Source organism: Stenotrophomonas sp. 2YAF22, assembly GCF_052114665.1.
Classification (GTDB): domain Bacteria; phylum Pseudomonadota; class Gammaproteobacteria; order Xanthomonadales; family Xanthomonadaceae; genus Stenotrophomonas; species Stenotrophomonas indicatrix.
The window spans coordinates 1-3320 of record NZ_JBFRFE010000491.1 but is presented as its reverse complement, the minus strand read 5'-3'; the positions used below and the strand labels follow the sequence as shown (position 1 = coordinate 3320).

Here is a 3320-nt window from a genome sequence, read left to right as displayed (position 1 = left end):
GGCGGCCGTGGGGCGTGGATGTCTCCAGTGGCATCGAACTGGAGCCGGGCATCAAGGATGGCTACAAGATGCGCACGTTCGTGGAAGAAGTCCGGCGCTCCGATTGCGCCGTGCTGGATTGAGACACGGTCACTTCCGAGGTGTCCGGTCTTCACATTTGAGCCTGCACACCCTCTTCACATAGGATGATCCCAAGCGTGCTGGCCATGAGGGCCTGCACGAGGATCGACGGAGCCGCTGGTGGCGTGCTCCGAACGGGCGCTTGGCGCCCCCGCCCAGGAAGGCAAGCAATGCAGGAATTCCTAACCGTCGTGCTCGGTTATCCGACCCTCCCGTACAGCGTCGCGCTGGCGGTGGCGGTTCTGTATTGGGGGATTGCCGCCTTTGGCCTGGTCGATGACGGTTTCGGCGAGGCCGGTGCCGATGGCGCCCTTGAAGGCGATGCCCATCTCAGTGGCCTGTCAGCGCTGCTGGCGCGCTGGGGCCTGGGCGGCGTGCCGCTCATGGTGGTGGTGACGCTGCTGAGCCTGTTCGCCTGGACCCTCACCTACTTCATCCATCTGTACCTGCTGCTGCCGTTGCCCGACCTGCTGCGCTGGTCATTGGGCACCGTCGTGGCGGTGCTCGCACCCCTGCCGGCCGTGCCGGTCACCGCGCTGCTGCTGCGTCCCATCCGCCGCTTCCTGCTGCGCCTGCGCCCGGTGCCGCAGGCCTCGCTGCTGGGCCGGGTCGGCGTGRTCGCTTCGCCGAAGGTCGACGCACGCAGTGGCCATGCCACCGTCGATGACGGCGGTGCCGGCCTGGTCCTGCAGATCCGCAGCGACATCGAACTGCAGCGCGGCGAGCGCATCGTGCTGGTCGAGCACGTGGCTGCACAACACCATTACCGGGTGGTCCGCGCCGACGCGGTCGCCCTCGACTTCCAGGACAACCTGCTTCCGGGCAACAAGGAGAAACATCAATGACGTTGGCATCCGTGCTCCCCTTCCTGATCATCGTGGGCGGCGTCCTCGCCCTCCTGCTCGGCGTGGCGGGCCTGTTCAAGGCGTTCTACCGCAAGGTCGACCAGGGCGTGGCCCTGATCGTCAACGACATGAGTTCCACCCCGAAAGTGCATTTCACCGGCGCGCTGATCATTCCCGTGCTGTACCGCGCCGAGCTGATGCGGATCAGCCTGATCACCCTGCAGATCGACCGCCGCGGCAAGGAAGGCCTGATCTGCCGCGACAACATGCGCGCCGACATCGCCGTGGCGTTCTACCTGCGCGTCAACGAGACCCAGGCCGACGTACTGCGCGTGGCCAAGGCGATCGGCGCCGACCGCGCGTCGGACAAGCATGCCGTCGATGAGCTGTTCAACGCCAAGTTCTCCGAAGCACTGAAGACGGTCGGCAAGAAGTTCGATTTCACCGAGCTGTTCGAGAAGCGCCAGGAATTCCGCGACGAGATCATCGCGGTGATCGGCAACGACCTCAATGGGTATGTGCTGGAAGACGTGGCCATCGACTACCTGGAGCAGACCCCGAAGTCGCTGCTGGACCAGTTCAACATCCTCGATGCGCAGGGCATCCGCAAGATCACCGAGCTGACCGCTGCGCAGAACGTGGTGACCAACGAGCTGGAGCAGAACGAGAAGCTGGCCATCACCAAGAAGAACGTCGAAGCCCGCGAAGCGTTGCTGGCGCTTGAACGGCAGCAGGCCGAGGCCGAGGCGCGGCAGAAGCGCGAGATCGAGACCATCCGTGCGCGCGAGGAAGCCGAGACCGCCAAGGTGCAGGAAGAGCAGCGCCAGTTGTCCGAGAACGCCCGCATCGAAGCGCAGCAGGTGATCGACATCCGCGAGCAGAACCGCATGCGCGAAGTTGAAGTGGCCGAGCAGAACCGCCAGCGCGCCGTGGCCATCGAGGCCGAGCGCGTCGAGCGCGCACGGCAGCTGGAGCAGGTCACCACCGACCGCGAAGTGCAGCTGCAGGGCGTGGAGCGCGACAAGGTGGTCGAGCAGGGCAAGATGGACGTGGCCAACATCACCCGGGAACGCATCTCCATCGACAAGACCGTGGCGCAGGAAGAAGAGCGCATCAAGGAAGTGCGCGAAGTCTCCGAGGCCGACCGCCAGAAGCAGGTGTTGATCCTGGAAGCCGAGGCGAAGGCGCAGGAATCGCTGGTGCGCGAAGTGAAGGAAGCCCAGGCCCGCGAGACCGCCTCCAAGCATCGCGCGGTGGAGCTGACCACGCTGGCGCAGGCCGAGCACGAAGCCGCCGGCAAGCAGGCCGAGGCCAAGCGCCTGCTGGCCGACGCCTTCCGCGCCGAGCAGGCCGCACCCGGCCTGGCCGAAGCGCAGGTGCGCGAAGCCTCGGCGCTGGCCATCGAGAAGGTCGGCATCGCCGAGGCGCGCGTGATCGAAGCCAAGGCCGAAGCGAACCTGAAGCAGGGCAGCAACGAGGCGCGCGTGCTGGCCGAGACGCTGCAGGCACAGGCACAGGGCGAGGAGAAGATGGGCCTGGCCCGCGCCACCGCCACCGAATCGCTGGGCAACGCCGAAGCCGGCGTGGTGCAGAAGAAGCTGCTGGCCGAGGCCGAGGGCCTGGTCCGCAAGTTCGAGGCCATCGCCTCGCTGAGYGACCAGGCGCGCGGCCATGAAGAATTCCGCATGATGCTGGACAACAGCCTGAAGCAGGCGCTGGCCTCGATCGAAGCCGGCAAGGAAGTCTCGCGCGAGAACGCCGGCGTCATCGCCAGCGCGCTGCGCAACGCCGACATCGACCTGGTTGGCGGCGACGGCGGCATGTTCGAGAACCTGATCAAGGCGGTTTCGCTGGGCAAGTCGATCGAAGGCTTCGCCGGCAAAAGCCCGATCGTGCAGGACCTGATGCAGCGCTACCTGGGCGTCAACGTGGCCGACAATGCACCGCGGCAGATCGCCGAGGACGCAGAGACCGTGCCCGTCGCGGCGACTGTCGTGGTCGACAGCGCGCGCTGATCCACCCGGCGATGGCCATCGCCATCGCCCACCCGTGCCGGCCGCATCGACGGCCGGCCGTCCGTGAGCCGGAACCCTGCTGATGTCCGAAACCAAAGCGTCCACCGAGTCCGCCGCACCAGAGGCTGCCGGCGATACCGTCGACCAGGCCGTAGCCCAGGGCGGCGCCTATGAAGTCCTGCGGCGCCGTCTCGGCGAACAGGGCCAGCGCCTGCAGGCCGTTGCCGAGCAGCTGAACCGCCAGCGCCTGGCCGAGTTCGGCGACAGCCGCCTGGAGGTGGTCGGCCGCTTCCGCATCCGCAGCGAGAACAACTGTGTCGGCCGCGACATCGTCCAGGTC

3 protein-coding genes and 1 pseudogene are annotated in these 3320 nt (G+C 66.8%); all 4 read left to right on the top strand.

Annotated features, from left to right (window positions below; translation table 11 throughout):
* A pseudogene (locus AB4Y84_RS16990) lies at positions 1–122 on the top strand (N-(5'-phosphoribosyl)anthranilate isomerase); the annotation flags it as partial.
* Between the two features lie 168 nt (positions 123–290).
* Complete coding sequence (locus AB4Y84_RS16985) at positions 291–965, top strand: hypothetical protein (protein WP_442250501.1); 675 nt, start codon at positions 291–293, stop codon at positions 963–965.
* Entirely contained in the window at positions 962–2980 is a 2019-nt protein-coding gene (locus tag AB4Y84_RS16980) for a hypothetical protein (protein ID WP_025876158.1), read from the top strand. The genes AB4Y84_RS16985 and AB4Y84_RS16980 overlap by 4 nt, the downstream gene beginning before the upstream one ends.
* 82 nt (positions 2981–3062) lie before the next feature.
* Positions 3063–3320, top strand: a 258-nt coding sequence (locus AB4Y84_RS16975) for a DNA repair ATPase (protein WP_442250500.1), incomplete at its 3' end; no start/stop codon positions are given.